Genomic DNA, 23,855 nt, shown 5'->3' with positions numbered 1-23,855 from the left:
GCCTGCAGGACACAACGCCCTGCATGTCCTAAATATAGGTGAATCCAACAGGTTTTACAAGCGCAGTGCGGCTCAGTTCCCGCCACGCCGGTCACGGATTTCCCGCTGGCGCAGCGGCGTTTTGTCGATGGACCGCCCGATTTCCCGTACGCTCCACGGCGCGGGTTTGCGCAGCTTCACGACACCATCCTTGTCGACGAAAACCATCTGGAACCCGCGCGGGCGCAATTCGGACCGGATTGCGGAGCGGGCAGATGGGTCGGTATCGGTCAGAACCACCACATCGCGGTCGCGCATCACATCTTCGCCCTTTGTCAGCATATCGATTTGCTGTTGGAACCTTGGGTCCGCCGGGGTGTCCGCAAAGACCACAATCGGTCGATGGGTCCACAGAAAATCGGCCAACTCACTGTCGCCGACAGGACGGACAAACGCGTCATCGACAGGCGCGGCGCCGTCGGCTGCCATAGCGGTCAAAGGGAATAGTGCCGAAAAAACAAGGACAAGCGTACGATTCATGGGGCCTCCTGTTCTGTTGAATATAGCCCCTATGCGCCCGAATGCGACCGGCGAAATGCGTCGGGCACTCAAAATGTCGCGCTTAGCCGTTTTCGAAACAACGGCCCCCAACACATTTACGCACAGGCTTAGCCCTGCGCGATCCGAAATGACGAGAGGATAACTCAATGACTGACACCAACGACTGGCGCGCGCTAGCCGGGAAAGAACTGCGCGGACGACCGCTGGACGACCTGACCAAGGAAACTCTGGAAGGTATCGAGGTCAAACCGCTCTACACGCAGGAAGACACCGCTGATCTGCCACATATGGGATCGATGCCCGGGTTCGGGCCGTTCACGCGTGGCGTGAAGGCAACGATGTATGCGGGCCGTCCTTGGACCATCCGCCAATACGCCGGTTTTTCAACGGCTGAGGAATCGAACGCCTTCTACCGCCGTAACTTGGCAGCAGGTCAGCAGGGAGTATCGGTGGCCTTTGATCTGGCGACACACCGCGGCTATGATAGCGACCATCCGCGTGTGGTTGGCGATGTCGGTAAAGCAGGTGTGGCGATCGACTCTGTTGAAGATATGAAAATCCTATTTGACGGCATCCCGCTGGACAAGGTCTCGGTCTCGATGACCATGAACGGTGCGGTGGTCCCGATTCTGGCGAGCTTCATCGTTGCGGGCGAAGAGCAGGGGCATGACAAGTCGCTGCTGGCGGGCACCATTCAGAATGACATTCTGAAAGAGTTCATGGTGCGCAACACCTATATTTATCCGCCGGAACCCTCGATGCGGATCATTTCGGACATTATCGAATACACCTCGAACGATATGCCCAAGTTCAATTCGATCTCAATCTCCGGCTATCACATGCAAGAGGCCGGGGCGAACCTGGTCCAGGAACTGGCCTACACGCTGGCCGACGGGCGCGAATACGTACGCGCCGCGACCGAGGCCGGGATGGACGTGGACAAGTTCGCAGGCCGTCTGTCGTTTTTCTTTGCCATTGGCATGAATTTCTTCATGGAGATCGCCAAGCTGCGCGCGGCCCGCACGCTGTGGCACCGGGTGATGACGGATTTTGGCGCAAAATCCGAACGCTCTAAGATGCTGAGGACCCACTGCCAGACATCTGGCGTGTCTCTGCAGGAACAGGACCCGTACAATAACGTGATCCGCACCGCTTATGAGGCAATGAGCGCGGTTCTGGGCGGTACGCAGTCACTGCATACAAACGCTCTGGACGAGGCGATTGCCTTGCCCACCGATTTCTCTGCCCGCATCGCGCGCAACACGCAACTGGTGCTGCAGGAAGAAACCGGGGTGACGGACGTGGTCGACCCGTTGGCGGGCTCTTACTACATCGAAAGCCTGACCAATGAGTTGGTCGAAAAGGCCTGGGCTTTGATGGAAGAGGTAGAGGAGATGGGCGGCATGACCAAGGCCGTTGCCAGCGGCATGCCCAAGCTGCGGATTGAAGAAAGTGCTGCGCGCCGTCAGGCCATGATCGACCGTGGCGAAGAGGTGGTCGTCGGCGTCAACAAGTACCGCAAGGAACAGGAAGATCCGATCGACATTCTGGATGTCGACAATGTCGCAGTGCGCGAAGCGCAGATTGCCCGGCTGGAACGCATCCGCGCAACGCGAGACGAAGCGGCGTGCCAGACAGCACTGGACGCCCTGACCAATACCGCCCGCGACGGCGGTAACCTTCTGGCCGCCGCGGTTGAGGCCGCCCGCGCCCGTGCATCAGTAGGAGAGATCAGCATGGCAATGGAAAAGGAATTTGGCCGCCACCGCGCCGAGGTCAAGACACTGGCCGGCGTCTATGGGGCTGCGTATGAAGGCGACGAAGGGTTTGCTGCGATCCAGAAATCTATCGAGGAATTTGCGGAAACCGAAGGCCGTCGTCCCCGCCTTCTGGTCGTCAAGATGGGGCAGGACGGGCATGATCGCGGCGCCAAAGTGATCGCCACAGCCTTTGCCGACATCGGATTTGACGTTGATGTAGGTCCGCTGTTCCAGACGCCTGCCGAAGCAGCACAGGACGCCGTGGACAACGACGTGCACGTTGTTGGCATTTCTTCACAGGCGGCGGGGCACAAGACTTTGGCACCACAGCTGGTGGAAGAGCTTAAGAAAGCCGGAGCAGGCGACATCATCGTAATCTGTGGCGGCGTTATCCCACAACAGGATTACCAGTTCCTCTATGACCATGGAGTCAAGGCGATCTTTGGCCCGGGTACCAATATTCCCGAGGCTGCGCAGGATATCCTGAGACTGATCGCTGAGGCACGCCGTTAAAGCTAAGGAACGAAGTCAGAGATCTTGCCGGACGAAAAGACGGCGAAGCAGGTACTCAATCGCAGAAAAAATGGGCGCAGCTTAGGCTTGCGCCCATTTGGTTCAACGGTAGGCTGAACGTGTTTGGGAGGTGCTATGGAACTGGATCATATCGCGGTGGCCGGCGCCACCCTGGAAGAGGCGACAGCCCATGTCGAGGACGCCCTCGGGGTAAAGCTGCAGGAAGGCGGCAAGCATGAGAAGTTTGGAACGCATAATCAGCTGTTAGGACTAAAGGACGGGCTTTATCTCGAAGCAATTTCCATTGATCCAAATGCGCGCCACCCGCAACGCACAAGATGGTTCGATCTGGATCGGTTTGCAGGGCAGCCCCGCCTGACCAATTGGATCTGCCGCGTACCCGACATCGAAGCGGCCTTGTGCGCGTTCCCAGATGGTGTTGGTCAGCCGATTGATTTGACCCGCGGATCGCTACGCTGGCGGATGGCCGTGCCACCCGATGGCCGTTTGCCGTACGACAATCTGTTTCCTGCCCTTATCCAATGGCAGGGCGATCTGCACCCCGCCCAGATGTTGAATGACAGCGGATGCCGTTTGAAACGGTTGATCGTCAGTCATCCAGATGCGCCGACACTGGAACAACATTTGGGTGAGCTAAAGGATGTGGTTTTCGAACCCGGTTCAGCGGCGTTACGTGCCGAAATTGAGACACCACATGGGATGCGTGTGTTGGAATGAACATCCGTCAGGCACGGGTCGAGGATGCTGGTTCCATAACCTCCATCACCAACACGATTATTCGTGAAACATTGGTGACGTTCACCACAAACGAACGCAGTGCTGAAAGTATCGTCGCTGATATCAGGGCCCGCGGTCCCGGCTTCCTTGTAGCCGAGCATGAGGGTGAAGTGATTGGGTTTGCCACCTATGGCCCCTTCCGTTCCGGCCCTGGATATGCGCAATGCCGCGAACATTCGATACAGCTTGCACCCGAGGTGCGCGGCAGCGGGCTGGGTCGTCTTTTGATGGCAAAACTGCAAGAGGTGGCACAGGCAGAACGCGTGCATGTGTTGATAGCAGGGATATCCTCGGCAAACCCTGCGGCTGTGGCCTTTCACGCTGCTTTGGGTTTTGCCGAAGTTGGCCATTTGCCCGAAGTGGGGTTCAAATGGGGTCAACGGCTGGATCTAGTATTAATGCAGAAAATTCTTTCGCCGGAGTGATCTGTCGCACCTGACAGTCTGGTTTTGTAGCGCTAGGGTACGCGCATGTCGATCTGGCTTAGAATATCCGATGCGCTCAGCGCGCTCGCCCAAGGCGAAAGCCTGACCGCTGTTTTTGAAAAACTGCGCACGCCGCCCGAACGTTCCGTGGCCTTCACGATTGCCGTGATTGCCTTGGGCGCCAAGATGGCCAAGGCAGATGGGCAGGTGACACGGGACGAAGTGACCGCTTTTCGCGACGTCTTTCAAATCGCGCGCGAGGATGAAGAGGGCGCAGCGCGCGTTTTCGATATGGCACGCACTGATGTCGCAGGATATCGAGATTACGCGCAGCGAATTGCGCGAATGTTCTCAGAAGACAGCACTACCTTGTGTGACCTGATGGAGGGGCTGTTTCACATAGCGATGGCCGATGGCTTCTACCATCCGAACGAAAATGAATTCCTTGAAGACGTCAGCCAGATCTTTGGCCAGACCGATGCCCAATTTATGGCTTTGCGGGCACGGTTTGTGCCAGATGCGCCAAATGATCCGTACACGGTCCTTGGCGTGCCTCGCGATATGCCGGTGTCTGACATTCGCAAGATCTGGCGCCAGTTGGTTCGCGACACACATCCCGATGCGATGATGGCGCGGGGCGTGCCTGAGGAAGCCATACGTCTGGCTGAAAAAAAGATGATAGACATCAATCGCGCCTGGGACGAAATCAAAGGCGTGCGAGCCTGATCAGATGCGATTGGCGACCTACAACATCGAGTGGTTTGCCAATCTGTTTGACCGAGAAGACAATCTGATTGTCGACAACAGTTGGTCGGGCCGCCATGACGTTACCAAGGCGCAGCAGATTGAGGCCATCGCCAAAGTCCTGACGGCAATTGATGCGGACGCCGTCCTGATCGTCGAAGCGCCGAACACCGGCAAGACCCAGAATACGGTTCGCGCCCTGCAGGTATTTGCGGAGGCGTTCGGACTGCGTACATCCAATGCCCTTATGGGGTTTGCCAATGACACACATCAGGAATTGGCGTTGCTGTATGATCGCGATGTGTTGACCGCACGCCATGATCCCAAAGGGGACGTGACGTCGACGCGTGCCCCGCGATTCGATGGTGATTTTCGGATCGATTTGGACATCGACGCGACCGAGGATGTGATTCAGTTCTCAAAGCCACCAATGGAACTGGCGGTGCGGACCCATGCAGGTTCCGAGTTCCGGCTGATCGGCGCACATCTGAAATCCAAAGCGCCGCACGGGGCGGACTCGCGGGATGAAGCGATCCGCATTTCGATTGCCAATCGCCGCAAGCAGCTGGCACAGGCGATCTGGCTGGCTCGGCGGGTCGAAACGCATATTGGTGCGGACGAGCCGGTGATATTACTGGGTGATCTGAATGACGGGCCGGGTCTGGATGAATTCGAACATTTGTTCGGGCGCTCTTCGGTGGAAATACTGTTGCAGGCGGGGTTGTATGATCCACACGCGGCCATGGCCCATGGGCCAAGGCCCGGTTCCGTCCTGTCGACGGCCCGGTTTGCGCGCCCGGACAAGGGTACATTCCTCGAGGCTTTGCTGGACTATATCATGATCAGCGAAGACCTGCAGACCAACCGACCCGCTTGGCGCATCTGGCACCCATTTCGCGATGCAGCTTGCTGGGCCTCGCCTGATCTTCGCGATGCCTTGCTGACCGCCTCGGATCATTTCCCCGTTACACTGGATATCGAGTTGTGACCTTTCAAGCGTGCATTGCGTCGCTTATATTTCACCCATGAAACGGATTCTGATGATCAGTGCGATGGTTAGTGCCTTAGGTGCGCCTACTATTGCGCAAGAAAACGGTAAGTCACTGATGGAGCAGGGGGCCGAGCTGTTTTTCGAAGGCCTGCGCAAGGAAATGGAACCAGCACTGGGGGAGTTGCTGGGGCTGGCTGATGAGTTCGGCCCGGCAATGCAGTCATTCTTTGAAGAAATGGGTCCTGCACTAGCGGAGCTGGCTGGTGAAATCCAAGACTGGAGCGTTTATGAAACGCCCGAGATATTGCCGAACGGTGATATCATCATCCGAAAGAAGCCGACACAGGACCCGCCGGAAGACGTCGAACCTGACGAAGAAGAATCTGAAGGCGTAACCGATATTTGATTTTCTGCCGGGTCAGCCCTTTACGATGACACGTGCGTCGGATTTCAGCGCGTTCGCCAACGAACTCAGGCGCGCCTCGGCAACCTCGTTGAACAGCGACGCAGCAGCTTTGGGTAGAAACAGTTCAAGTTCTCGCTTCTTTGGATAAAACCGCAACCGGCCCATATTGGCGTCACTGTGCATCCAAAGCATTGCCCCGAAGCGCATCGCTTTGCCCAATATCTCGGCTTGCTTCTGGTCCTTTTCATCCAAAAGTTCGTACAACGGGGCAAACCGGTTGCCTTCGCGCTTGTTGCGATACCTGTGTTGCAGGGCGAGACCAATGAAAACCCGTTCTGAGTGCTTTAGACCGCCCAGATTTGCGCGGGTGACATTGTCGAAACAGACCTCGGCGCGATAATCGGGATGCGCGCGCCAGCTGACGTCATGCAGCAGACAGGCCGCCTTGATCAGCCGAATGCGTGTTGGTGGGGCGGATTTGAACAGGGGTGTTACGAAATCATACAGATGACGGCCAAATCCGGGCAGTCGGGCATCCTTGGATTCGGAAAATCGGCTGGCTTCAATCAGCGGGTCCCGGTCGCGCTGCTCTTGCGACATCTGCTCATACAACAGCCCTTCGCGAATCCCATAGCTTGAGATTGCGATGTCTTTGGGTTTGAAGGTCCGGATTAGCCGGGCCAACACATCCATCGCATAGGGGACTAGCGCCATGCGCGAGCTTGAAACACCCGCCTGACTGCGCAACTTGTCGCGGTCATTCTTTTCGATGAACTTGATCGTTTCGCGCACTTGTTTGGTGGTCATACGGTATTCATGAAGAACGTTCAGCGGGTATCCTCGCCGCAACATGTCCAGTCGGGCAAAAGCCCGCCAACTGCCGCCGACAAGAAACAGCCGATCTCGCTGTGGTCCCATCTGATCGCGCAACTCTTCCATCGTGCATTTGATATGCGCCTTTCGGGCGCGTCGTCCGCCTTTGATATCGCGCAGCTTCAGCGGGCCAAGGGCAGAGGTTACCCGCCGACCAACCTGACCATCGCCGATTTCGGCCAGCTCCATGGAAGATCCGCCAATATCGCAAATCAGACCATAAGCACCGGGCCAGCCCAAAAGCACGCCTTGCGCTGATAATCGCGCCTCTTCCTGCCCGTCGATGACACCAACATGCAATCCGGTTTCGTCCCGAACCTGTTCGCAAAAATCTGGGCCATCTTTGGCTTCTCTTACGGCGGCGGTGGCCACAACATGCAAACCGGGCAAGTCCAGATCCTGTGCAAGCTGCTGAAACCGCCGCAACGCGGCCAGCGCGCGCTCCCGTCCGCGCGGGTTGAGACAGCCGGTTTCCAACAGACCCGCCCCCAGTTCGCACATCACTTTTTCATTGTAGAAATAGGCGGGCGATCGCGCCGCGCCGTCAAAGATCACCATACGGACCGAGTTTGACCCTACATCGACAACCCCAACCCGCGATAGGGCGCGGGCCCCCGGGTCATCGAACAAAGGTTTTCCGAAAGGTCCCCAATCCGGGATGTCGGCATCGACAGTCTGATCCATATCTTTTCCAGGTGTTGCAGGCGCAGGATGCGAAATCGATGCTTGCGGGTCAATCATCGGCATCAACTGAATTTACATCCGAATTCAGAACCCGAACCGCCAAAGCGCGGGTGATGTCGCGTTTCTCGGACAGCGCCAGCTGATCCAACTGCGCCACCGTATCAGCGGCGGTTTCAAAGCGCCGATCCATGTGTTTGACCAGGTAAGAGATCACGTCTGGCGAAGGGTTCAGCTGCCTGTCCAGGAACAGTTTCGCCAACACCGCGCCCAACAAGGCATCATCGGGCGGATCCAGCGCAACATGATGAGCGCCTTCAACCCGGCTTTGCAAATCTGGCAGGGGCAATTGCCAGAGTTTTGGCGCCAGACGCCCGGTCATCAACAAGGCATGCCCTTCGGCCAGAACCAGGTTGTGTAAGTGAAACAGTGCTTTTTGCTGGTCCATATCGCCAGCAATATTGGGGATATCTTCAACAGCAATTGGTGCCTGCGCCAGTTCCGGCACGTCATCATACCGAAGTGTTGTGGCCTGAACGATACGCCCGCCTGTTTCGGCTGCCCAAACATGTGCCAGATGCGTCTTACCCGCGCCGGTCGGCCCGCTGAGGACCAGCTTGTTTCCCGGCCAGGACGTAGCCGATATCATTGCAACTGCCAACGCATTGGCTGGTGAGACAAAGAAATCCTCGCGTCCCAGCGCAGTCTTTGCTGGTAGATCAAAGCTCAATTGCCGAGGCATTTATTCGTCTTCCTGATCCTGGCCCTGCAAGCCTGTATACAGGCGGCTGTCCAGATACATTGAGGTTCCGAACCGCGCCAATACGCCCAATGCTGCGGCGACTGGAACTGCGATCAGCATGCCAACAAAACCAAAAAGGGCGCCAAACACCGACAACGCAAGCAGCAGCCAGACCGGGTGCAACCCGACCGAACTGCCGACCAGTTTTGGTGTCAGGAAATTGCCCTCGGTCACCTGACCCAGTGCAAAGATCCCGGCCACCAACCCGATATGGGCCCAGTCACCCCAAAACTGAAACAGCGCCAAACCAATCGCTAAACTGCCGCCGATCAACGCCCCGAGATAGGGAATGAAGGTGACCAGACCGGCAATGAACCCAACGATCAGGCCGAATTGCAGACCCACCAGCATGAGGGCGACAGCATAATACGTGCCAAGGATCAGACAAACTGTCCCCATCCCGCGCACAAATGACGCAAGAACCGCGTCAATCTCTCCCGCCAGACGTTTGATGGTCGGCGCGTGGTCGCGTGGCAACAGCTCGGCGATCCGGGCGATCATGCGATCCCAGTCCAGCAGCAGGTAAACAGCGACAACGGGAACGATGACCAAGAGAACAACGATGTTCAGCGCGGATCCCAGTGAACTGAGGACGGTCTGCAGCACATCCCCGGTTTTGGACTTCAGCGTTTCGCCGAACGAGATCAGCATCTGATGCGTGTTCGAGTCCTGGTCGAGAAGGGCCGGAAACTGTTTTTCGATGAACCCGCGTAGTTCCTTGAACAGGCTGGGCAGCACATCGATCAGATCCAACAACTGCGTGATCAGGGCGGGAACAACCATCAGGATCATCAGGACAAACCCCAAAACCCCGACGACTGTGATGATTGCAGTCGCGGCCATGCGCGACAGGCCCAGTCTTTCCAGCCGGTCTGCAACCGGATCCAGAAAATAGGCGATCGCGCCGCCAATCACGAAGGGCAACAGGACGTCCCCAAGCGCCCAAAGCAGCAGCACGATAACCGCGGAAACGACGCCCCAGTACCTGAGCTGATCCTTTACCGGCAAAGCCATGTGGGTCCCCTTGTTGCGACCTTTCCTTGCGTTCTTGGCGTATGAAGGCTTGCGATGCAAGCGCTTCATAGATCTGCCGTTTTCGGGTCGTTAATCCTGCAACGTTCCCAGTTTCGGGGTGTCCTCGGCCGCCGTCTGGTCCGGCCAGTTGGTACGCCAGATTTCGGCTGACCAATGGCCGCAATGCACTGAGGGGCGCTCGAAGCCGGGCAGGGCGGGCAGCAATGGCGCGACAACCACATCGTGTCGTGGGACCGCGAAGTAAGGGAACGAGTAGCGCTGTCTGCCTGATTTGTTCACAACACGATGTGGCGTGGATTTCAAACGACCACCGGACCAAAGCTCCAGCATGTCCCCGATATTGACCACGAAACCGCCGGGGGGGCAGTCAGGTGTGATCCAGCCGCCATTGCGGGTCTGAATTTCAAGGCCGCCAACGGGGTCGGGGGCGATGATCGTCAGGGCATCGGTATCCTTATGCGGGTGAATCCCATAGCCGCCTTCGTCCGGGGCCTGCGGCGGGTAATGCAACAAGGTCATGTTGGTCATCGGGTCTCGAAAAGCATCGCGCAGAATGTTCGGTGGCAGATCCATACCGACCTCCAACGCGTCTAACAGGCGATCTGCGACCTGATCCAATTGAGCCCAGTATTCCAGAATGGCGTCCCGCGCCTCGGGCACCTCCTCGGGCCAGATATTGGGTCCATAGAGGGCGCATTGCTGACGAACCTCGGCATCCTCAGCTACGTCATAATGCAGCTTGTACCCTTCATACTTGTCGGTCTGCCCCGAGCCGTCATTGGGTGAAAAGAATCCCATCGGGATATAGCCGCGATAATTGTCACGGGTGATGGCCTGATCCCATTTTCGTTGCTCATCGACATCGAAAATCGCCTGGATCACGCGCCGAACCTGGTCGACTTTATCTTGTGGCGCGTGTGTTCCCGTGATCGATAAAAATCCGATTTCGGTGCAGGCTTCTAAAATCTGCCGAACTGTCTCATCGTAGCCCGCGCTGGTTTTGTCCCACAGTGGAGATATGTTTATAGTTGGAATTCGCACCATCAGTGAACCCTGACGCCCTGGCGATCCAGCTCGGCCTGGACCGGCGCAAGGTCCATGCTGTGCAGGTCCTGATTGCTTCGGAGGGCAAGCGCTGCTGCAATTCCTGCGCCTTGGCCCATGACGGCGCAACAGGCCATATTCCGGGTCGCGGCATGTGCCACCTTGTCTGATCCGTGCGAGCGGCCCGCGACCAATAGGCCTTTGATCCCTTTTGGCAGCATAGAGCGATAGGGGATCTGCATGTACCGGCCCGTGGTGGGCAGGATCAGGATGCCATATCCATCGATGAATTCGGGATAGATCCCGATCGAGTCTTCGAACCGCCCCTGATGACGCGCGTCATTTTCGCTCATGTTGTAAACCGCATCGATCTTGCGGGTATCGCGGATGCCGATGGTCATTCCGAAATTGCGCAGCCGCGCATTTTCGCAGCCCGGCATGAAACGGCGCAGCGCCTCGATCGCCTGCATGGATTGCCGCCGGCCTTCGATCTCACCTCGGGTCAGGCTGTCGGGATCTGTGCCATCGATCTCGGCCAGATGGATCAGGTTCATATAGGTCAACTCGCCGGTATCGTGCATCGCACCCCATGTGCCCGCGCTGGTATTCAGATGCGGCGGGATAAGACCTTGATCAATAGCCTGCTGAAACGGTTTGTGCACAAAGGGCGAGAACATGTCGTCCTCCTTACCGCTGGTCTCGATGTTCCACTCACCGCCACCGCCCCAGTCCTTATAGGTCTGCGGATCGGATTTGACCCCGTCCATAAAGGCACGTTTGTCGACGCCTGCAAGATGGAACATGACCGACGCCGCCATCATATCTTCCGGCGCTGTCTTGCGCGTGGGGGCACCAGCGCGATGCGCCACATCGGCGTCCCCCGTCGCGTCGATGACGAGACGGGCTAGGATCGCCTCACGCCCGGCTTTGGATTCGGTGATGATACCGGTGATCCGGTCGCCCTCCATGATCGGGGCAACGAACTGGCGGTGCAGCATGGGATGCACACCTGCCTCTTCTACCAGCTTGTCAGCGACCAGTTTGAACCCCTCGCTGTCTAGCTCGTAGCTCAGCGATTGGCTCTCAGGCACCGCTGCGCCCATATCCTTGGCGCGGGTTTCGAACTCCATGCCGATGCCACCAGCCTCGACCGTTTGCTCATGACGATACCAGGCAAACCCTTCGACGCCCACGGCGGTGATGTTGCCACCCATGCAACCGAAGCGGTCGACCAGCGAGACCTCGGCACCGGCGCGTGCGGCTGCAAGTGCTGCGGCCAAGCCCGCAGGGCCAGACCCCACGACCAATACATCTGTTTTGTGGACAACAGGGATCTGACGGGCGGGTTCCTGAATGGTCTGCATCGACGCCTCATGAAGTTTGTGGTTCCGTCACATTTGAAATTCCTGATCGGCGGGTCAATCAAAAACCGACCATTCTGAGGTCGCAAATTCATCAATGCATGATTGCCCCCGGCGGGGCTTTGGCATAATCACTTTTGAAGTCGATTTTCACCTTTGAAGGTTAAACAATGCGCCTCAGCCGTTACTTTCTGCCCGTTCTCAAGGAAAATCCCTCCGAGGCCCAGATTGTCAGCCATCGGCTGATGCTGCGCGCGGGCATGATCAAGCAGGCCTCGGCCGGTATCTATTCCTGGCTGCCACTGGGCTTCAAAGTACTGCGCAAGATTGAAAACATTGTGCACGAAGAACAGGCGCGCGCTGGCCATATCGCGATCCAGATGCCGGTCATCCAATCGGCAGATCTGTGGCGGGAATCCGGGCGCTATGATGATTACGGTCAGGAAATGCTGCGGATGAAAGACCGGCATGACCGGGACATGCTGTTCACCCCCACGGCCGAAGAGTTGGTGACCGACATCTTCCGCGGCCATGTCAGCAGCTACAAGGATCTGCCGCTGACCCTCTACCAGATCCAGTGGAAGTTCCGTGACGAAATCCGCCCGCGTTTTGGCGTGATGCGTGGCCGCGAATTCTATATGAAGGACGGCTACAATTTCGACCTAAATAAAGAGGACGCTCTGCACGCCTATAACCGCCATCTGGTGACCTACCTGCGCACCTATGAGCGCATGGGTCTGCAGGCCATCCCGATGCGCGCCGATTCCGGCCCCATCGGTGGCGACAATACGCACGAATTCCTGGTGCTCGCCGATACGGGTGAATCCGAGGTCTTCTATGACGGTGCAGTCACCGATCTGACCTTTGGTGATCGCGAGATCGATTATGACGATCGCGCGCAATGCCAGTCGATTCTCGAAGAGTTCACCTCGAAATACGCCCGCACGGATGAAACCCATGACGAAGCGCTTTTCAAACAGATCCCCGAAGACCGCCGTCGCGTGGCGCGCGGAATCGAGGTTGGACAGATTTTCTACTTCGGCACCAAATACTCCGAGCCGCTGGGCGCGACCGTCCAAGGCCCCGATGGCAAGCCGGTTCCTGTGCACATGGGCAGCCACGGTATTGGTGTCAGCCGTCTGGTCGGAGCGATCATTGAGGCAAGCCATGACGACAAGGGCATCATCTGGCCTGAAGGCGTAACCCCGTTCCATTGCGGCATCGTCAACCTGAAGCAGGGCGACGATGAAGCTGACGCAGCGTGTGACAGTATCTACAAAGCGCTGACTGCGCTGGGTCTGGACCCGCTGTATGATGATCGCAAAGAACGCGCAGGCGGGAAGTTCGCCACGATGGACCTGATAGGACTGCCCTGGCGTATCACCGTCGGGCCACGCGGTTTGAAGAACGGTGTAGTCGAGCTGACAAGCCGCCGCACCGGCAAAAGCGAAGAGCTCAGCCCCGAGGCAGCCGTCACGAAGATCGCCGAGATCTATCAGAACATCGCTTGACCTAAAGACCTCGGGCAAAAAAGGCCTGGCACCTGCCGTTCAGTGGACGGCAGGGCATCCCTGGAAGACGCTGTCTAACCGCGTGTGATTAGCGTTCAGGTCTGGGCAGATGTTGGCCGCACAGCCAGTACGTCGCCATCCGCCTGATTGCCGCGTGCAACAACGATTGGACGGCCCAGTCGGCTGATTAGGTCCTTTAATTCGAAACCAAGAAACCGTAGCCCGCAAACCCGCGCACCCGTCGCAACATCCGTGATGCACAACCGACCCTGTCGAAACGCCAGGTGGTAACCTTTGTCTTTCAGGATGTCTGACAGGTTACCCCAGCTTGCGGCGCTGGCAAAAACTGGGCGGATCGCTGCCCGCAGAAGTGCTGCGGTTTCACAATCCAGATCTGTTGATACCTTGCGGGTCAAAATCGGACCCGACCCTTCCGTGTTCGTTTGAATATACATGAGCGACCCCCGCTCTTTAAAATGTGTTCCCCCAAATCAGGGTGACAAAGTTTCTTAAAATAAGCAAAAAGCGAAATAAAATTGCCTGCGAAATGTGGCATTTTGAGTTCAGTGACTCACGTAATGCCCGCATTGACTTCATAAGTGAAACAATGCGCCCTTGTCTGTGATGAGCGTCACAACCACAGGTGTAAATCATTGGTACCGCAAGCGACTTTTTTCCGAAGATGGCCCCGCAAACGGCCGGAAATGATTCGTTTCAGAATCGCTAAACAGGAAATTTGACGGCGTGGTTTTGGTCATAAGGGGGTGCTGAAGGCCGAGAAGGATCAGGGTTTGCGGGGTTTCGCCACATCCGTTTGCTCAGGAGACTTTCCATTGCTTGGGCTCTAGGTGCTGTACTTCGCGCCGTTTGTTCGGCCGGAACAGACTACCTCGACACACGTGATCCCGACCGATATCGATGAGGCGATGCTCAAGGAAGGCATCTCGCCAAATCCGCAAGCGGCTTTGTGTTGGCAAGTCCCTTCACAGCTCGAATTCCGCAAAGTCTGCGATCGAACCACGGCCGAAACTGCGCTACAGCAAACTTCGGCCTTAAAGGGCTGAGGGGCAGGCGTCGGCACACAACCGGCTTGACCATCCGACGAAATGCCGAAAGTGTCGCCGCGATACAAAAACCGGAGCAGGTATGGCCAAAACACCCCCGCCCTTTGCGCCTTTTGAATGGAAAATTGCTTGGCGTTATCTGCGTGCGCGCAGGGCTGAAGGTGGCGTCAGTGTGATGACCTGGATTTCGTTAATCGGGATCACGCTGGCCGTGTTCGCTCTGATCGCGACGCTGGCCGTTCGGTCCGGGTTCCGGGCGGAGTTTGTCGGGACGATCCTTGGGGCCAACGCACATGTCACCATTTTTTCTTCTGGCGAGATCGATGCGCAGGGGCGAGTGGATCGCACCATGGTCGATTACGAAGAACGGGCCACAAGTATTGCGCAGGTGCCGGGTGTTGCGCGCGCTGCACCTTTGGTCAAAGGCCAGGTTCTGATCACCAATCGCGACCGCAGCAGTGGCGTCGAGGTCTTTGGCATTCGTCCGGATGACCTGCGGGATCTGCCGGGCGTTGCGCAAAGCGAACAATCCGCTGGCGATTTGTCCCTGTTTCAAACGGGCGAAGATGTGATCGCCATTGGGTCGGGCGTGGCGCGCAGTATCGGTGCGACTGTCGGGGATACGGTCAAGCTGACCTCGCCCAACGGCGTGAAGACCGCATTTGGCACCTCGCCTCGCGTCAATGCGTACCGCGTGGTTTATGTGTTTTCCGCCGGGCGCTACGACATCGATCGCACTCGCGTCTACATGCCATTTTCACAAGCGCAGGGCTTTTTCAATCGTGACGGTGTTGCCGATGAAATTGAGGTGATGGTCGACAAACCTGAAGATCTGGGGCCAATCCTGATCCCTATCCTGGAAGCCGCTGGCGAGCGCAGCCAGATCTGGACATGGCAGGACGCCTCGGGGGGGTTCCTGCGCGCGCTTGAGGTCGAAGACAACGTGATGTTCATCATTCTCTCGATCCTCGTGCTGATCGCCGCGATGAACATCGTTTCGGGTCTGATCATGTTGGTTAAGAACAAAGGCCGCGACATCGGTGTCCTGCGCACCATCGGACTGAGTGAAGGCTCGATCCTGCGCGTCTTTTTCATCTGCGGTGCCTTTACGGGGATCATCGGAACCGCGATGGGCGTGGTTTTGGGGTGCCTTTTTGCGATCTATATCGACCCGATCTTTTCATTCGTGAATGCAGTCATGGGTGGTGGGGTTTGGGATCCGTCCATTCGGGGCATCTATGCGTTACCGGCCGAGCTGCACCTGAACGATGTGCTCAAGGCCGTGGGGCTATCGCTTGGCCTGTCCTTCATCGTCACCTATTTTCCCGCCCGTCGCGCAGCGCGGCTGAACCCGGTTGAGGCACTGCGCTATGAATGATCTGACGATGCGGCTGAGTGGTCTGACCAAGACCTATCTGAAAGGAACCCCTGGCGAGGTTCAGGTGTTGCGCGGGGTCGATCTGGACCTGCGCACGGGCGAGGCTGTGGCAATGGTCGCACCATCGGGTGCAGGCAAGTCAACGCTGCTTCATATTGCCGGGCTTCTGGACAAACCTGACGATGGGACCGTCGAAATCGGCGGGCAGAACGTGTCGGGTAAAGGGGATCGGACCCGTACATCGCTACGGCGGCAAGACGTCGGGTTTGTGTATCAGTTCCATCATCTGTTGCCCGAATTCACGGCGCTGGAAAACATCACCCTGCCGCAGCTTGCCAACGGGCAGTCCGAAAAGACCGCTCAGGACAGGGCCATGAGTTTGTTGGAACGCGTGGGTGTCGCCGCGCGAGCGGATCACCGTCCGGCGGCTTTGTCTGGCGGCGAACAACAGCGCGTGGCCTTCTGTCGGGCCTTGGCCAACAAACCACGAGTGATGCTTGCGGACGAACCGACGGGCAACCTCGATCCAGACACAGCTGATCAGGTGTTTGATGCACTGATGTCGCTTGTGCGCGATGAAGGTCTGTCGGCCCTTATCGCCACACATAATCTTGAGCTTGCTGCACGCATGGACCGGATGGTCCGTCTGGACGGTGGGGTGCTCAGGCCAGTTGAGTGATGGCCACACCCACCACCATGACAGTGATACCACCCGCACGAATCCACGTCAGCGGCGTGACCTGAGCGCCAAACAGGCCGAAATGGTCAATTGCAGCGGTGCTGATCAGCTGTCCAACAAGCACAAAGAAAACGGCATTCCCGACACCGAAATGCGGCGCTACATGGGTGATCGACAGGACATAGAATGCGATCAGAACACCGCCCAGCAACAGATGTTTGGGCGCCTGGGTAACCTTTGACAGGGCGTCAAACCCGGGAAACAACACCATCAACGAAGCGGATGCCAAAAACGCGATAGCAAACAAGATGACCGCCGCAGTTGTTGGCGATCCAATCAGTTTGCCCAGCGCGGCGTTCAGCGCTGCAAGGATCGGAACTCCGATTCCAGCGGCCAGCATGATGGTGGCGTATTGTGTCATGGCCCGGACCCTTTGCGACGGTTTCGTTGATCTGGATCATTGCGCCAAGACGCCCGACGGGCAAGCCTGCAAATGTCAATCTTGACAGGAGGATGCAATGATCAAGGCAAGAATTGGGGCTGGGGTATTTGGGCTTGTTGCGTTGGCGTCCCAAGTCGGGTGGGCGCAGGATGTTGAAACAGGCGAAGACCTGTATATGCATTATTGCGCGACCTGCCATGGGATCGACGCCACCGGACAAGGACCGATGGCCGGAGTGCTGCTGATCCAGCCAACAGATCTGAAGTCTCTGGTCAGTGAGGATGGCGTTTTTCCTACAGCGCGCGTTGTCGCCCGGATTGATGGGCGCGACCCTTTGGTCAGCCACGGCAGCCCAATGCCGGTCTACGGACCTTACTTCGAAGGGCAGGACACAGCCATCAAAACCCATGAAGGTCAACCGATCCTGACCAGCCAACCGATTGTCGACCTGGTCGCGTATCTGAAAACTCTCCAAAAGGATTGAGTTCTCAGCGGCAAATCCCTTGAACTTTAGCCTCGCTCCAGGGGATAACCACGTCGCGCTCTCGCCCTTTCTGGGGCAGGGCTGACAAGTCAAAATGCTCGCCCAGCATGTTGTGCAGTCTTTGGGTGCGTTCCGCTTGGGGATCAAGCGCGCGGCAGCAGACGTATTCCTCCACAATAGCGCCTTGCTGTTCATACCCGTATGAGAGGAAGTCCGGCGACGTATCGAGGTCGAAAAGATAGGGATCTTTCCGTCCGCCATGCTCGGCCGCTGCGCGCAATGGATGGTATCCGGTTGTTTTGCGGTTCTGCCATTGCCAAACATGGGTCAATTCATGGGCCAGCAGCATTGCCGCGATCAAATTCATCTCGTCCGGGTATTCGGACATATAGTCTTCAAGAAACCAATCCCGCGCAAAATATACCCTGTTGAACAGGGCAATGGCTGCAGGCTTGCCAGAGACGGTGCCCTCTTCGATCGGCGGCAGAATGCGTTCGCGGCAGGCCAAACGCGGGCGCGCTTCGCGAAAATAGGTGATCTGCGTAACTGGCGCACCATCGACAAGGCGCACTCGGTCCAGATCAAGTGTTTCGCCTTGAACTGTGCTGGCAAATTCGCGCTCCAGATCTGTCAGGGGACGACCGCAAGACGCAAGACACAAAAGGGCAAAAAACAAACCGCGCAGAACCATGAAGTTAAGCCTAATATGCTGCACCCTTTCCGCAAGCCGTTTTCACACGCTAGTCGCAAAGAAAAGTAGCGGGGTGCCGGTCGGCGTGCTATCTGAGTCAGCAGCCTTGAAGGAACGGGGGTTTCTGAATGTATCTGGCTTATGTCACAACAACGGATCGCGGCGCGACGGATCGCCTGCTAAGTGCAGTGGCCGAACACTTGTTGGCTGGCGGTGCGCATCTTGCGGGGGTGGTTCAAACCAATACCGAATGCGCCGACGACAGCAAATGCGATATGGATGTGCGCGTTCTGCCGGATGGTGAGACCATTCGAATTTCGCAAACTTTGGGAACTCAATCCCGTGGATGCCGTCTGGACCCGGCTGCTTTGGAACAAGCCGTTGGATACGTGACCGCATCCCTGAAAGATGCGCCGCAGTTGCTGATCATCAATAAATTTGGCAAGCACGAGGCTGACGGACGCGGATTCCGTCCCGTGATTGCCGAGGCCCTGGCGCAGGACATTCCTGTTCTGGTTGGCGTGAACGGATTGAATGCCGAAAAGTTTAACGAATTCACCGGCGGTGAGGCTGAACAGCTTGTCCCAGATGTGCAAGCCATCGCAGATTGGTTAGACCGTGTCACCGCGCAGCGAGAGGCTGCTGCCTAGGTGACGATCACCTCGCGTAACGTCCTGATATACTGACTTGTTCCGCGCCGCCCGGGCTGCGATCTTCGACGGTGGGAGGAACAGTTACATGTGGACCAATTGGGCGGGCAATCAAAGCGCCAGCACAAAACTGACGCGGCCCGCAACACTGACGGCGTTGCAAAGCGCTGTTTCTGAGTCGCAAAATTTGCGAGTTGTCGGGGCAGGGCATTCCTTTACACCCATCGTGGCAGGCGCGGATCGCATTCTGGATCTGTCGAATCTGCAAATGCCCACAGTCGGGCCTATAGAGGGCGGGCAGGTTTGGGTGAACGCCAATGCGCGTCTGCGAGATCTCTCGCTAGCGCTGGCGCAACATGGCTTTGCATTTCGCAATCTGGGCGACATCAACGCCCAGTCGCTGGCCGGTGCCGTCTCCACCGCAACCCATGGAACTGGACAGGAACTGCCAAGCATCGCCGCTGAACTTACCGCTGCAAAGCTGGTCGGAGCCGCAGGGGACGTCCTTACCATATCAGATATCCCGCTGGACATGGCACAGGTCACGCTCGGGTTGCTTGGGGTTCTGACCGAGGCGTGCATCAAAGTTGTGCCTAAATTCAACCTTCGCCGTCAGGTGCGATTGGCCGCGCTGCAAGACAGTCTGGACATGATGCATCAAAACTGGACCGAAAACCGGAACTTTGAGTTTTTTTACATTCCCTTCACCGGCGCGACTGTCGAAATCCGTCATGCGTTAAGCGATGCGCCGGAAACCAATGCACCACGCGATCTGGACATGATTGCAATAAAGGTGCTGAGACTTGCGCGAAATGCCGGGCGTCTCAGCCCACGTCTGCGCGCCATGCTTTTGAAATTGCTGATACTTGCCCAGTCCGAAGAGGACTATGTCGGTGAAAGTTGGCGTGTTCTGTGCAGTGACAGGCATGCGCGTTTCAAAGAGATGGAGTATCACTTGCCACCTGACGCGGCAGGCGATGTGTTGGCCGAGGTGTTTCGGCTGCTGGAGAGGGATCACAAGGATATCTATTTCCCCGTCGAGGTTCGGCAGACTGCTGGCGATACAGCCTGCTTGTCACCGTTTCAGGGTGGGCCGCGTATTTCAGTGGCAATTCACACTGATGCGCATGAAGATCACCGCAAGTACTTTAACTCGATGGAACCGCTATTTGTCGAAGCAGGCGGAAGACCACATTGGGGAAAGATGCACAGCTTGACATACTCTGACTTGTCCAGACTTTACCCAGATTTCGACCGGTTCTGTGCGGCGAGAGAGCGATTGGACCCAACCGGGAAATTCCTGACGCCTGCTTTGTCCCGGCTGTTTCAGCCATGAGCGATCCGTATCTGGCCCAGCTGTCTGACACGCTGCGCAACTACGGCGTCGATCAACCGGTGACGGTTGTCGATCTTGACCGTCTGGAGGCCAATTGTACCATCGCATTGGCGGCCGCAGATCCTGGAGTAAACCGGCGTCTGGTCGCCAAGTCGTTGCCTTGTCTGCCGTTGTTGGACCATATCAGACATCTGATCCCGACCTCAGGCCTGATGACCTTTTCCGAGACCATGCTGACAGCCTTGCTCAGGGCGGAAACCGGCACTGACCATCTGCTTGGCAAACCGCTTCCTGTCAGTTCGGCCGCGCGTTTACTGGCGGCGTGTTCCGATGCAATCGATCGGGTGCAATGGTTGATCGATACCCCGGATCGCTTGCAGGAGTATCTGAATCTTGCGGAGGGCGGCAAATCTCGGCTGCGAATTTCGTTGGAAGTGGATATCGGCCTGCACCGCGGAGGGATGACATCTCATCAGGTGGCCGAGGCCGCGCGAGCCGTAGCCGCCCATCCAAATGCCCAACTCAGTGGGTTAATGGGGTACGAGGCCCATTTGGCCAAGTTGCCCAGATTTCTCAGATCCCGCGCCAGTCGATCCTGCGCCGAAGCCTATCGCCGTGCCATTGATGCCCTTCCGGCGACCAATTCTCAGCTTTGCTTGAATACTGGTGGCAGCCTGACCTTTCAGTCCTACAAGGCGGCAGGGTTCGCGAACGAGATCGCCTTTGGCTCGGTTCTGGTGAAGCCATCAGACTTCGACCATGCCTCGACGAGGGACTTCACACCTGCGACCTATCTGGCGACGCCAATCCTCAAGGTCATGCCCGGTAACACGTTGCCAGGTTTGGGTTTTCTGCCGCGTCGGAAAACTGATATCGCCGTCTTTGGCGGGTACTACATGGCTGATCCGCTTTATCCCAACGGGTTCGCCTATTCTTCTGTCTTTGGACGCTCAACCAATCAAGAGGTCTGGACCGGTCCAATGGCGGCATCCGTTCAACCCGGTGACATCGCCCTGCTTCGGCCCACCCAAAGCGAGGCGGTCTTGAATCAGTTCGGCAGATTGCTTGCGGTCCGGGATAACCAGGTTGTCCACGAATGGCCTTGCCTGACAAATTAAAGGCTGGTTGCTAAAATCACTCATCTTTGGAAGATGGTGGGCGACCCTGGAATCGAACCAGGCGTGCGTCTCCGCGAGGGAGTTACAGTCCCCTGCCACACCTTGCGGCCTGTCGCCCACTGTCAGGCGTTGCACCTGACGTGGAGGCGTGATTACTAGCGCGCTAAAGAAGCGTCAACAGGAAAATACCGCATTGGCGCAGGAAACCTTTCGCCCGGCTTGGAGGCCCAAGAAATGAAAAAACCCAAGTGGGTCGTCGAAAAGGAACAGGCGCGCAAAGCGACCGCATCCGAGACTGTCTGGCTGTTTGGTTTGCATGCCGTACGGGATGCTTTGATGAACCCGAAACGTCAAAAACTGCACCTTGTTGTGACCCGAAATGCGCGGGACAAACTGGCCGAAGCCATTGAGTTTGCAGGTATTGAGGCCGAGATGGCTGATCCGCGCAAATTCAGTGCTCCTGTCGATCCGGGATCTGTCCATCAAGGCGCCGCGCTGGAGGTAAAACCGCTGGATTGGGGTGGTCTTGCTGAGAACTGCATTGGTCGCGAACACCCGCGGGTAGTATTGCTTGATCGGGTGACCGATCCGCATAACGTGGGCGCAATTCTGCGTTCGGCCGAGGTGCTGGGGGCCAGTGCGGTGATTGGTACGCGACATCATTCTGCGCCAGAAACCGGGGCGCTGGCCAAAACAGCCAGTGGTGCGTTGGAACGCCAGCCCTATCTACGAGTACGAAACCTGGCCGACGCGATTGTTGAGCTTCAAAATATGGGATTTCTGGTGCTTGGACTGGACGGTGATGCCGAAAATACGATTGAGGCCGCGCTGGGTGATGGACAGGATCGTCCAGTGGCATTGGTTCTTGGGGCAGAGGGGCCCGGCTTGAGGCAAAAGACCAAAGAAACGGTGGATCAACTGGTGAAAATTGACGCAGCTGGCGGGTTCGGCTCACTGAACGTATCAAACGCGGCGGCAATCGCCCTATATGCATCTCAGCACTGAAGTTAGGAGAGCGCCATTCCAGGACCGTCCAAAATCGCGACCTGCTGTTACTGCGGCACACGCGCCGCTCTGGTGCTCAAAGGGAAAGACCGGCACGAGCTCAGCTGCTCGAGCTGCGGTGCCCCACTGCATAACCTGAAGATGTTGCCCAAGCGAAAGACGTCAGATTCCAGGCCGACGCGCGATGTAGCAGCTTACCCGTCTTCTCGAAAATCCAAGCGCAAGAAAAAGAAGAAAACGATGTTTTCGCGCGTTCTGGATGAGGCATGGGATGTGATCGAAGATATCTTCGACTAAGCCACCCTGACAGCGATACAGGCGTTCACAACCGCGTCAACGGGGGTTTCACCGGGCGTCAAAAGTTGCAATTTATCACCCTCTGATCCTGATTCTGAAACCGTGATGCTGACCCGACGTTTCCTTCTTGGCGCGCTGACCGCCATCTTTTTTTCCCCTGCTGTGCAAGCACAAGACGTGCCGGTCTACTTCGAAGCAGACGGCGCCGCCATGGCGGGTTATGACCCCGTGTCTTACTTCGAAAACGAGGTACCAGTCCTTGGTGAGCCAGAGATTGCTGTTATGTGGAAAGGGGCGGAGTGGCATTTTGCCTCTCCTGAACACCGGGAAATGTTTGAAAGCAATCCACGCGCTTTTGCGCCTCAGTTCGGCGGATATTGCTCGTACGCCGTGGCGCATGGTGTTCTCAAAAGCACTGACCCAAACGCGTGGCAGGTTGTTGACGGGAGATTGTACTTGACCCATTCACCTCAGGTCGAACAAATCTGGGATCAGGATCGAGGTGAATATATTCAAATGGCTGATGAAAACTGGCCAGCCATCCTGTATCAGGAATAGGGACGGGTGCGACATTTGTGAAAAGTCATCACAAAAATGAGCGCGACCTCTTTTTTTTAAACAGATCATGCCTAAATGTCACAGTGACCGCGGAACGGAACTGCCGCGGGTCATTTCACTGTCCCTCGTTCCATAACTTGCGCCCAAGGTTTCTTGGGCGCTTTTTTCTTTTCAGGACCCTGCTAAGTATAGGGTCATGACCGATTATTCTGACAAATACCTGAAATCCATTTTGCAACGGACCAAGACCGTGGCCGTTGTAGGGGTTTCGATGAACCCTGTCCGCCCCAGCTACTACGTAGCGCGGTATCTGTCCCTGAAAGGCTATACGGTCATTCCGGTCAATCCGGGGCATGCTGGCAAAGACCTGTTCGGTCAAACGGTACGCGGCAATCTGGCCGATATAACTGATCAGGTTGATATGGTGGACATATTCCGCCGGTCCGAGGCGGTGCCACCGATTGTCGACGAAGCGCTGGAGGTGTTTCCCGACCTTCAGACGATCTGGATGCAGATCGGCGTGGAACATGCTGAGGCGGCCGCTAAAGCGCAGGCGCGGAACGTCGATGTGATCATGAACCGTTGTCCAAAAATCGAGTATCAGCGTCTGTTTGGCGAGCTTCGCATGGGCGGGTTCAGCACCGGGATCATTTCATCAAAACTGTAACT

Annotated in this window: 25 protein-coding genes and 1 tRNA gene; 16 read left to right on the top strand and 10 right to left on the bottom strand. The window is 56.9% G+C overall.

The annotated features are described in order from the left end of the window. Positions 1-72: 72 nt before the first annotated feature. Positions 73-519: a DUF4174 domain-containing protein gene (locus Q1B13_RS11055; protein WP_299079671.1), complete on the bottom strand. Its 447-nt coding sequence runs from the start codon at positions 517-519 to the stop codon at positions 73-75. Between the two features lie 167 nt (positions 520-686). Here Q1B13_RS11055 and scpA point away from each other — a divergent pair, with 167 nt between their 5' ends. The 6 genes from scpA (at position 687) to Q1B13_RS11025 (ending at position 6,177) form a co-directional block, all read left to right on the top strand. Further along, positions 687-2,813, top strand: a complete 2,127-nt coding sequence (gene scpA, locus Q1B13_RS11050) for a methylmalonyl-CoA mutase (RefSeq protein ID WP_299079674.1) — start codon at positions 687-689, stop codon at positions 2,811-2,813. Between the two features lie 135 nt (positions 2,814-2,948). Next, positions 2,949-3,551, top strand: coding sequence for a VOC family protein (locus Q1B13_RS11045; RefSeq protein ID WP_299079676.1), 603 nt, complete (start codon positions 2,949-2,951; stop codon positions 3,549-3,551). After that, positions 3,548-4,036: a GNAT family N-acetyltransferase gene (locus Q1B13_RS11040; RefSeq protein WP_299079679.1), complete on the top strand. Its 489-nt coding sequence runs from the start codon at positions 3,548-3,550 to the stop codon at positions 4,034-4,036. Before Q1B13_RS11045 ends, Q1B13_RS11040 begins: the two co-directional genes overlap by 4 nt. Positions 4,037-4,081: 45 nt before the next feature. Further along, entirely contained in the window at positions 4,082-4,762 is a 681-nt protein-coding gene (locus Q1B13_RS11035; protein ID WP_299079682.1) for a molecular chaperone DjiA, read from the top strand. 4 nt (positions 4,763-4,766) lie between these two features. Beyond that, entirely contained in the window at positions 4,767-5,768 is a 1,002-nt protein-coding gene (locus Q1B13_RS11030) for an endonuclease/exonuclease/phosphatase family protein (RefSeq protein ID WP_298933302.1), read from the top strand. A 37-nt stretch (positions 5,769-5,805) separates the two neighbouring features. Continuing rightward, a complete protein-coding gene (locus Q1B13_RS11025) occupies positions 5,806-6,177 on the top strand; it encodes a hypothetical protein (protein ID WP_298933300.1) in 372 nt (123 codons plus the stop codon). Positions 6,178-6,189: 12 nt separating this feature from the next. On the opposite strand, the gene Q1B13_RS11020 is transcribed toward Q1B13_RS11025, so the two are convergent. The 5 genes from Q1B13_RS11020 to Q1B13_RS11000 form a co-directional block, all read right to left on the bottom strand. Beyond that, complete coding sequence (locus Q1B13_RS11020) at positions 6,190-7,734, bottom strand: Ppx/GppA family phosphatase (protein WP_299079685.1); 1,545 nt, start codon at positions 7,732-7,734, stop codon at positions 6,190-6,192. A 49-nt stretch (positions 7,735-7,783) separates the two neighbouring features. Continuing rightward, positions 7,784-8,473 carry a DnaA/Hda family protein gene (locus Q1B13_RS11015; RefSeq protein ID WP_299079688.1) on the bottom strand — a complete coding sequence of 230 codons (690 nt, stop codon included), beginning with the start codon at positions 8,471-8,473 and terminating at the stop codon, positions 7,784-7,786. Continuing rightward, entirely contained in the window at positions 8,474-9,547 is a 1,074-nt protein-coding gene (locus Q1B13_RS11010) for an AI-2E family transporter (RefSeq protein ID WP_298933293.1), read from the bottom strand. 90 nt (positions 9,548-9,637) lie between these two features. Next, positions 9,638-10,612, bottom strand: a complete 975-nt coding sequence (locus Q1B13_RS11005; protein WP_299079691.1) for a 2OG-Fe(II) oxygenase family protein — start codon at positions 10,610-10,612, stop codon at positions 9,638-9,640. Further along, entirely contained in the window at positions 10,612-11,976 is a 1,365-nt protein-coding gene (locus Q1B13_RS11000; protein WP_299079693.1) for an FAD-dependent oxidoreductase, read from the bottom strand. The genes Q1B13_RS11005 and Q1B13_RS11000 overlap by 1 nt, the downstream gene beginning before the upstream one ends. 167 nt (positions 11,977-12,143) lie before the next feature. Between Q1B13_RS11000 and proS the strand changes: the two genes are divergently transcribed. After that, positions 12,144-13,484, top strand: a complete 1,341-nt coding sequence (gene proS / locus Q1B13_RS10995) for a proline--tRNA ligase (RefSeq protein WP_299079695.1) — start codon at positions 12,144-12,146, stop codon at positions 13,482-13,484. 95 nt (positions 13,485-13,579) lie between these two features. Here proS and Q1B13_RS10990 read toward each other — a convergent pair whose 3' ends face one another. Then, positions 13,580-13,939: a hypothetical protein gene (locus Q1B13_RS10990; protein ID WP_299079699.1), complete on the bottom strand. Its 360-nt coding sequence runs from the start codon at positions 13,937-13,939 to the stop codon at positions 13,580-13,582. A 691-nt stretch (positions 13,940-14,630) separates the two neighbouring features. Here Q1B13_RS10990 and Q1B13_RS10985 point away from each other — a divergent pair. Both Q1B13_RS10985 and Q1B13_RS10980 read left to right on the top strand, forming a co-directional pair. Further along, positions 14,631-15,926 carry a lipoprotein-releasing ABC transporter permease subunit gene (locus Q1B13_RS10985; RefSeq protein WP_299079702.1) on the top strand — a complete coding sequence of 432 codons (1,296 nt, stop codon included), beginning with the start codon at positions 14,631-14,633 and terminating at the stop codon, positions 15,924-15,926. Then, positions 15,919-16,605, top strand: a complete 687-nt coding sequence (locus tag Q1B13_RS10980; protein WP_299079705.1) for an ABC transporter ATP-binding protein — start codon at positions 15,919-15,921, stop codon at positions 16,603-16,605. Before Q1B13_RS10985 ends, Q1B13_RS10980 begins: the two co-directional genes overlap by 8 nt. Here the strand turns inward: Q1B13_RS10980 and Q1B13_RS10975 are convergent. Then, positions 16,589-17,026: a DMT family transporter gene (locus Q1B13_RS10975; RefSeq protein ID WP_299079708.1), complete on the bottom strand. Its 438-nt coding sequence runs from the start codon at positions 17,024-17,026 to the stop codon at positions 16,589-16,591. The two genes, Q1B13_RS10980 and Q1B13_RS10975, sit on opposite strands and share 17 nt — an antisense overlap. Before the next feature lie 97 nt (positions 17,027-17,123). On the opposite strand from Q1B13_RS10975, the gene Q1B13_RS10970 reads away from it, so the two are divergent. Further along, positions 17,124-17,531: a cytochrome c gene (locus tag Q1B13_RS10970; protein ID WP_299079711.1), complete on the top strand. Its 408-nt coding sequence runs from the start codon at positions 17,124-17,126 to the stop codon at positions 17,529-17,531. Positions 17,532-17,535: 4 nt separating this feature from the next. Here the strand turns inward: Q1B13_RS10970 and Q1B13_RS10965 are convergent, their stop codons facing one another. After that, positions 17,536-18,222 carry a hypothetical protein gene (locus Q1B13_RS10965; RefSeq protein ID WP_299079714.1) on the bottom strand — a complete coding sequence of 229 codons (687 nt, stop codon included), beginning with the start codon at positions 18,220-18,222 and terminating at the stop codon, positions 17,536-17,538. A 128-nt stretch (positions 18,223-18,350) separates the two neighbouring features. On the opposite strand from Q1B13_RS10965, the gene Q1B13_RS10960 reads away from it, so the two are divergent. The 3 genes from Q1B13_RS10960 to Q1B13_RS10950 all read left to right on the top strand — a co-directional run bounded on the left by Q1B13_RS10960 (position 18,351) and on the right by Q1B13_RS10950 (position 21,326). Then, positions 18,351-18,872 carry a DUF2478 domain-containing protein gene (locus tag Q1B13_RS10960; RefSeq protein WP_299079717.1) on the top strand — a complete coding sequence of 174 codons (522 nt, stop codon included), beginning with the start codon at positions 18,351-18,353 and terminating at the stop codon, positions 18,870-18,872. A gap of 88 nt (positions 18,873-18,960) precedes the next feature. Continuing rightward, positions 18,961-20,208 (top strand): D-arabinono-1,4-lactone oxidase, encoded by a 1,248-nt coding sequence (locus Q1B13_RS10955; protein WP_299079720.1) that lies wholly within the window; start codon positions 18,961-18,963, stop codon positions 20,206-20,208. Further along, complete coding sequence (locus Q1B13_RS10950) at positions 20,205-21,326, top strand: alanine racemase (RefSeq protein WP_299079723.1); 1,122 nt, start codon at positions 20,205-20,207, stop codon at positions 21,324-21,326. Before Q1B13_RS10955 ends, Q1B13_RS10950 begins: the two co-directional genes overlap by 4 nt. Before the next feature lie 34 nt (positions 21,327-21,360). On the opposite strand, the gene Q1B13_RS10945 is transcribed toward Q1B13_RS10950, so the two are convergent. Continuing rightward, positions 21,361-21,444 (bottom strand) — tRNA-Tyr (locus tag Q1B13_RS10945). Positions 21,445-21,560: 116 nt separating this feature from the next. On the opposite strand from Q1B13_RS10945, the gene rlmB reads away from it, so the two are divergent. From rlmB to Q1B13_RS10925, 3 genes are all read left to right on the top strand, one after another. Continuing rightward, a complete protein-coding gene (rlmB, locus tag Q1B13_RS10940; protein WP_299079726.1) occupies positions 21,561-22,331 on the top strand; it encodes a 23S rRNA (guanosine(2251)-2'-O)-methyltransferase RlmB in 771 nt (256 codons plus the stop codon). 402 nt (positions 22,332-22,733) lie between these two features. Continuing rightward, positions 22,734-23,186: a YHS domain-containing (seleno)protein gene (locus Q1B13_RS10930; RefSeq protein ID WP_299079728.1), complete on the top strand. Its 453-nt coding sequence runs from the start codon at positions 22,734-22,736 to the stop codon at positions 23,184-23,186. 196 nt (positions 23,187-23,382) lie between these two features. After that, entirely contained in the window at positions 23,383-23,853 is a 471-nt protein-coding gene (locus Q1B13_RS10925) for a CoA-binding protein (protein ID WP_299079731.1), read from the top strand. Positions 23,854-23,855 lie beyond the last annotated feature (2 nt).

This window comes from uncultured Ruegeria sp. (genome assembly GCF_947489545.1).
In the GTDB taxonomy this organism is placed as follows: Bacteria; Pseudomonadota; Alphaproteobacteria; order Rhodobacterales; family Rhodobacteraceae; genus Ruegeria.
The sequence above is the reverse complement of the archived record's forward strand: the minus strand, read 5'-3'. Positions and strand labels throughout refer to the sequence as shown.